Below are 6,202 nucleotides of genomic sequence, written 5' to 3'. Positions count from 1 at the left end.
TTATAGGGAGTTCTCCGGCGCTGACAAGAGCAAAATTAAAATAAATTACCGACCGTGCTTTTTTTCACCAAAAGCCTCATCTTTTAGCCAGAAATCACCCTAATTGTCGTTTTAGCAACCACAACCCGCCTGCAGGTGGCATACTTACTGGCATCAAGACTTAAGGAATCTGCGTTATGCCTTTAAGCGCGCAACAGCTGGCGGCCCAAAAAAACCTCTCTTATGTGCTGGCAGAAAAGCTGGCCCAGCGGATCCTGGAAGGTGTTTACGCACCAGGTAGCATCCTGCCGGGCGAGCTGGAACTGGGTGAACAGTTTGGCGTGAGCCGAACCGCCGTCCGTGAAGCCGTGAAAACCCTGACTGCGAAAGGGATGGTACTTCCCCGTCCGCGCATCGGTACACGCGTCATGCCCCAGGGTAACTGGAACTTCCTCGATCAGGAGCTGCTCTCCTGGTGGATGACAGAAGATAACTTCCAGCAGGTCATAGAGCATTTCCTTGTCATGCGCAGCAGCCTCGAGCCGCAGGCCTGCCTGCTGGCCGCCACGCTCGGAACGGCTGAGCAGAAGGCCCGCTTAAATACCCTGATGGATGAGATGGTTCATCTGAAGAAGAACTTCAATCGGGAACGCTGGATAGATGTGGATATGGCCTGGCACGAACATATCTATGAGATGAGCGGTAATCCGTTCCTGACCTCTTTTGCCTCGCTCTTTCACTCTGTTTATCACACCTACTTTACCTCTATTACTCAGGATGAGGTAGTGAAGCTGGATTTACACCAAGCAATTGTCGACGCCATTCAGGACAGTGATGGGCTACGCGCTATGGCAGCCAGCCAGGCACTGCTTGCCCCACCAGCACGGTAGCAATAACAACAGGAATACGAATGACAGTAAAAAAAGCACGCAGTATGGCGGGCCTGCCGTGGATAGCGGCGATGGCCTTCTTTATGCAGGCGCTTGATGCGACCATCCTTAACACCGCCCTTCCGGCAATAGCCCAAAGCCTGAACCGTTCTCCGCTGGCCATGCAGTCGGCCATCATCAGTTATACCCTGACCGTGGCGATGCTGATCCCGGTTAGCGGCTGGCTGGCCGATCGTTTCGGCACCCGCCGTGTCTTTATGCTGGCGGTATCTCTGTTTACGCTGGGCTCACTGGCCTGCGCCCTTTCCAGTTCGTTGGGCGAGCTGGTTGTCTTTCGTGTGATTCAGGGGATTGGCGGCGCGATGATGATGCCGGTCGCGCGTCTGGCGTTGTTACGTGCTTATCCACGTAGCGAACTGCTGCCGGTGCTTAACTTTGTCACCATGCCGGGCCTGGTCGGGCCGATCCTCGGGCCGGTGCTGGGCGGGGTGCTGGTTACCTGGGCCAGCTGGCACTGGATATTCCTGATTAATATTCCCATTGGGGTCGCCGGGATTTTCTATGCCCGCAAATTTATGCCGAACTTCACCACCCCACGGCGTAAATTCGATATGGGCGGGTTCTTCCTGTTTGGCCTGAGCCTGGTGCTGTTCTCCAGCGGTATGGAACTGTTCGGTGAAAAAGTAGTGGCCACCTGGCTGGCCATCTCCATTATCTTCAGCGGCATTCTTCTTTTTCTTCTCTATATACGTCATGCACGCCGCCACCCGACGCCGCTCATTTCCCTCTCGCTGTTTAACACCCGCACCTTCTCGGTAGGTATTGCCGGCAACATCGCTTCGCGGTTGGGTACCGGCTGCGTTCCTTTCCTTATGCCGCTGATGCTGCAGGTCGGGTTTGGTTATCCGGCGCTGATTGCGGGCTGCATGATGGCGCCTACGGCGGTGGGTTCGATCCTGGCCAAGTCCGGCGTGACGCAGCTGTTACGCCGGATGGGCTATCGCAGGACGCTGGTTGGGGTGACGATATTTATCGGGGTGATGATTGCGCAGTTCTCACTGCAGTCGGCTGCACTGCCGGTGTGGATGCTGATCCTGCCGCTGTTTGTGCTGGGGATGGCGATGTCGATCCAGTTCACCTCGATGAACACTATTACTCTTGCCGATCTCAACGATGAGAATGCCAGCGGCGGTAACAGCGTCCTGGCGGTCACGCAGCAGCTGTCGATCAGTCTGGGGGTGGCGGTGAGTGCAGCGGTCCTGCGTTTTTACGAAGGGTTCGACAGCACGAATACTGTCGAACAGTTTCACTCGACCTTTATCACCATGGGCGTACTGACGGTTGTCTCTGCCCTGGTGTTTATGCTGTTAAAACCGAAAGACGGTCGCAACCTCATCAAAGAGCGCCACAAACCTAAACAGACCCCCGTTCCATCAGAACAGGAGTAAGCTGCAGCCGCTGCTGTTGCAGGGCGGGCTGGGCGATACGGTGGATCAGCACATCAATCGCCAGCTCGCCCAGTTCATCTTTAGGCTGATGAATGGTGGTGAGCGGCGGCGTCATATACTGCGCCAGTTCGATATCGTCATAACCCACCACGGCGATATCGTCCGGGATACGCAGTCCCGCCTGATACAGCGCCTTATAAGCGCCCACTGCCATGGCATCATTACCAATAAAGACCGCCTGCGGGCGCTCTTTCTGCGCCAGTAGCGCCTGCATCGCCTCATACCCGCCGCTAAATTCGAAGTCACCGGTAATTTGATACCCTTCAGGCACCGGCAAACCGGCACGCGCCATAGCAACCAAAAAACCTTCCAGCCGCAGGCGGGCGGGGGTTTTATCCAGCGGGCCAGTAATGCAGGCGATGCGGGTGTGGCCTTTATCAATCAGATGCTGCGTCGCCATGTCTCCGCCCAGCAGCGAGTTATCCTGGATCAGATCGCTGGTACCGTCGAACGGCGCCCAGTCCATCATCACCGTGGGAACAGAAGGGTAGCGCTGCATAATCTCGGGGGAGGGTTGATGCGTTTCGGTGCACAGTAACAGCAATCCGTCGACGCGCTTTTGCATCAGCGTCTCCAGATTGCGGTTCATACGCTGTTCGTCACCTTCGGTATTGCATAACACCAGGCTGTAGCCGCGCTCAAAACAGCTGCGCTCCACGCCGCGCACCAGCTCGGAGTAAAAGGGGTTAGTACTGGCGGTAATGAGCATGCCAATGGTGCGCGTCTGGTTGAGCTTCAGACTGCGTGCCAGGGCGGAAGGCGCATAATTGAGGGATTTAACGGCAGCCTCGACCTTCTCCCGGATCGCGTCGCTGACGAAGCGATCGTTATTGATGACGTGGGAGACCGTCGAAGTAGAGACGCCCGCCATGCGGGCGACATCTTTCATTGTGGCCAAGCGTTACCTCTGCTGACTTAAAAATTCATCGATCTCATTGCGCCATGGAACAGAAGGCTGCGCGCCCGGGCGGGTGACCGCAATGGCTGCCGCCGCATGGGCAAAGCGAATCGCGGTATCCAGCGGCTCGCCTTCCAGCAGCGCCGTCACCAGCGCGCCATTAAAGGTATCGCCCGCGGCAATGGTATCGACCGCTTTCACCTTAAAGCCAGGAACGCGGCGACCTTCTCCCTCGACGCTGGCCCATACGCCACGGCTGCCAAGGGTGATGATAACGGTGTTGATGCCTTTATCGTGCAGGGCTTTCGCCGCACGGGCCGCATCTTCATCGTTTTCAACGCGAATGCCCGTCAGCTTTTCGGCTTCGGTTTCATTCGGGGTGATGATGTCCACCAGCGCCAGAAGCTCGTCTGATAATACACGGGCCGGCGCGGGATTTAGTACGACAGTGGTATGATTTTCATGCGCAATTTTAGCTGCAGCCAGCACGCTTTCTACCGGTGATTCCAGCTGCATCAGCAGGGCGTCGGCACCGGCGATAAGCGCCTTTTGCGCCACCACACGATCTGGCGTCAGCGCCGCGTTTGCTCCCGCATGAATACCGATGACATTCTCACCTTCCGCGTTGACAAAAATCAGCGCCACGCCGGTTGATTCGCCTTCGACCACGCTCACTGGCGCAATGTCGATGTTGTCGCTTGCCAGCTGGTTGCGAACGCGCTCCCCGGTATCGTCATCGCCGGTACAGGCGATAAAGGCGATGTTTGCCCCGCTGCGCCCGGCGGCGACCGCCTGGTTAGCGCCTTTGCCGCCAAAGGCGACCTGGTAGCGATTGCCGGTTACGGTTTCGCCCGGAGTAGGGAAAGTATCAAGGTTGAGAATGTGATCGGCATTAATACTGCCAAGGACGACGAGCTTGCCTGCGGTTTTCATATTGGAGATGTCCATCAGAGAGTGCCACCGGGATGCCCCGGTGGCGTATGCCACTCTTTTCTTTATATGTTGTCCTTCAGGCAGCTAACGACCGCCTGAATCGCATATTACTGCTTGATGACCAGCTTCAGGTCAACAGGGTATTTAGCCTGAACTTTCTCGCCCTTCAGCACTTTGTCAGCAGTCTGCACGCCAGTCGCGCCGATCTGCTCCGGCAGCTGAGCAATGGTCGCAGCCAGTTTGCCATCGTTTACGGCTTTTTCACCATCAGGCGTGCCGTCAAATCCAACCACCATCACATCAGATTTACCCGCAGTCTGCAGGGCACGCAGCGCGCCCAGCGCCATTTCGTCGTTCTGGGCGAATACTGCTTTAACGTCCGGATGCGCGGTCAGCAGGTTCTGCATAACGTTCAGACCTTTAGTACGGTCGAAGTCTGCCGGCTGGCTGGCCAGTACGTTGAATTTGTGAGCCGCAACGGCCTGCTGGAAGCCTTCGCCACGCTCACGCGCTGCGGAAGTGCCGGCAATGCCCTGCAGTTCGATAACTTTGGCGCCTTCACCCGCTTTTTTAGCGATGTAGTCACCGGCGATTTTGCCGCCCAGCACGTTGTCAGACGCAATGTGGCTCACCACTTCGCCTTTGTTCGCCTGACGGTCCAGGGTGATCACCGGGATGTTCGCCTGGTTCGCCATCTTCACGGCGTTACCTACCGCATCGGAATCGGTCGGGTTGATCAGCAGAATTTTGGTGCCGCGAACGGTTAAGTCCTGCACGTTAGCCAGCTCTTTGGCCGGGTTGTTCTGGGAGTCGAGGATCACCAGGTTGTAGCCCAGTTTGTCGGCTTCTTTCTGCGCGCCATCCTTCAGGGAGACGAAGAACGGGTTGTTCAGGGTAGAAACCACCAGCGCGATGGTGTCTTTCGCCATGGCGTTTGCACTCACAGTTGCGCTCAGCGCGACAGCAGAAACCAGGGTAGCCAGTTTTTTCATGTTCATATCAAAGATGTCCTGTAGTGTCGTCAGTTACTGTTTTTTGTTGTCTACCAGTACCGCCAGCAAAATCACTACCGCTTTGACGATCATCTGGTAATAGGAAGAAACACCTAACAAATTCAAACCATTGTTCAGGAAGCCGAGGATCAGCGCACCGATCAGCGTCCCCACGATACGACCTTTACCGCCTGCCAGGCTGGTGCCGCCCAGCACGACCGCGGCGATGGCATCCAGTTCATAGCCTGTACCCGCCGTCGGTTGCGCAGAGGAGAGACGCGCCACTTCGATAATCCCCGCCAGCGAAGCCAGCAGGCCGCACAGGGAGTAGACGATAATTTTGACTTTATTGACGCTGATGCCGGACAGACGCGTTGCCGCTTCGTTACCGCCCAGGGCATAGATATAGCGACCCAGACGGGTGTGATGCAACATGTACCACGCCGCCAGGAAGACCAGACCCATGATCCAGACCGGCGTCGGGATACCCAGCGGGCGGCCGATACCAAACCAGCCAAACAGATCGGCGTTGTCGGTAAAGCCGGTGTTGACCGGGCTGCCGTTGGTATACACCATCGTCACACCGCGCAGCAGCAGCATCATCACCAGGGTGGCGATAAAGGCCTGAACGCGGCCTTTCGCCACGATCATCCCGGTGACCGCACCGATCGCCGCGCCCAGCGCCAGCGCAGCTGCAACGGCCACCAGCGCGTTGACTTCAATCCCGACGATCGAAGCGGCCACCGCGCCGGTGAGCGCCAGCAGGGAACCGACGGACAGGTCGATACCCGAGGTCAGGATCACCAGCGTCATGCCCACCGCCATAATGGCGTTCACGGATGTCTGCTGGAGGATGTTGAACAGGTTATTAACGGTAAAAAAGTTCGGGCTCATGGTGGAAACAATCGCGATCAGCACCAGCAGGGCAATCAGCGATTTTTGTTCCATCAACCATGCCTTAGTGAAATAACGGCGTCCAGAAACAGCCTGGGTAGTCATCTT

6 protein-coding genes are annotated in these 6,202 nt (G+C 56.8%); 2 read left to right on the top strand and 4 right to left on the bottom strand.

What is annotated here, in order from left to right:
- Nucleotides 1-176: 176 nt before the first annotated feature.
- Nucleotides 177-869 carry a FadR/GntR family transcriptional regulator gene (locus FFB58_RS21475; RefSeq protein ID WP_039032197.1) on the top strand — a complete coding sequence of 231 codons (693 nt, stop codon included), beginning with the start codon at nt 177-179 and terminating at the stop codon, nt 867-869.
- Between the two features lie 20 nt (nt 870-889).
- Nucleotides 890-2,317, top strand: coding sequence for a multidrug transporter subunit MdtD (mdtD, locus tag FFB58_RS21470; protein ID WP_039032198.1), 1,428 nt, complete (start codon nt 890-892; stop codon nt 2,315-2,317).
- On the opposite strand, the gene rbsR is transcribed toward mdtD, so the two are convergent.
- The 4 genes from rbsR to rbsC form a co-directional block, all read right to left on the bottom strand.
- Nucleotides 2,283-3,275, bottom strand: coding sequence for a ribose operon transcriptional repressor RbsR (gene rbsR / locus FFB58_RS21465; RefSeq protein ID WP_138370950.1), 993 nt, complete (start codon nt 3,273-3,275; stop codon nt 2,283-2,285). The genes mdtD and rbsR overlap by 35 nt on opposite strands.
- A 3-nt stretch (nt 3,276-3,278) precedes the next feature.
- On the bottom strand, nt 3,279-4,208 hold the full coding sequence (gene rbsK / locus FFB58_RS21460; protein ID WP_138370953.1) for a ribokinase: 930 nt from the start codon (nt 4,206-4,208) through the stop codon (nt 3,279-3,281).
- A 107-nt stretch (nt 4,209-4,315) separates the two neighbouring features.
- A complete protein-coding gene (gene rbsB, locus FFB58_RS21455) occupies nt 4,316-5,206 on the bottom strand; it encodes a ribose ABC transporter substrate-binding protein RbsB (protein ID WP_039032200.1) in 891 nt (296 codons plus the stop codon).
- A 27-nt stretch (nt 5,207-5,233) separates the two neighbouring features.
- Nucleotides 5,234-6,199 carry a ribose ABC transporter permease gene (rbsC, locus tag FFB58_RS21450; RefSeq protein ID WP_138370949.1) on the bottom strand — a complete coding sequence of 322 codons (966 nt, stop codon included), beginning with the start codon at nt 6,197-6,199 and terminating at the stop codon, nt 5,234-5,236.
- Between the last annotated feature and the right edge of the window lie 3 nt (nt 6,200-6,202).

The organism is Enterobacter sp. MF024 (assembly GCF_005843915.1).
Lineage (GTDB): Bacteria > Pseudomonadota > Gammaproteobacteria > Enterobacterales > Enterobacteriaceae > Enterobacter > Enterobacter barmai.
The sequence above is the reverse complement of the archived record's forward strand: the minus strand, read 5'-3'. Positions and strand labels throughout refer to the sequence as shown.

What these genes read in the sequence shown, in the direction of transcription:
- rbsK (WP_138370953.1), bottom strand. Translation starts at nt 4,208, where the DNA reads ATGAAAACCGCAGGCAAGCTCGTCGTCCTTGGCAGTATTAATGCCGAT.
- FFB58_RS21475 (WP_039032197.1), top strand. Translation starts at nt 177, where the DNA reads ATGCCTTTAAGCGCGCAACAGCTGGCGGCCCAAAAAAACCTCTCTTAT.
- mdtD (WP_039032198.1), top strand. Translation starts at nt 890, where the DNA reads ATGACAGTAAAAAAAGCACGCAGTATGGCGGGCCTGCCGTGGATAGCG.
- rbsB (WP_039032200.1), bottom strand. Translation starts at nt 5,206, where the DNA reads ATGAACATGAAAAAACTGGCTACCCTGGTTTCTGCTGTCGCGCTGAGC.
- rbsC (WP_138370949.1), bottom strand. Translation starts at nt 6,199, where the DNA reads ATGACTACCCAGGCTGTTTCTGGACGCCGTTATTTCACTAAGGCATGG.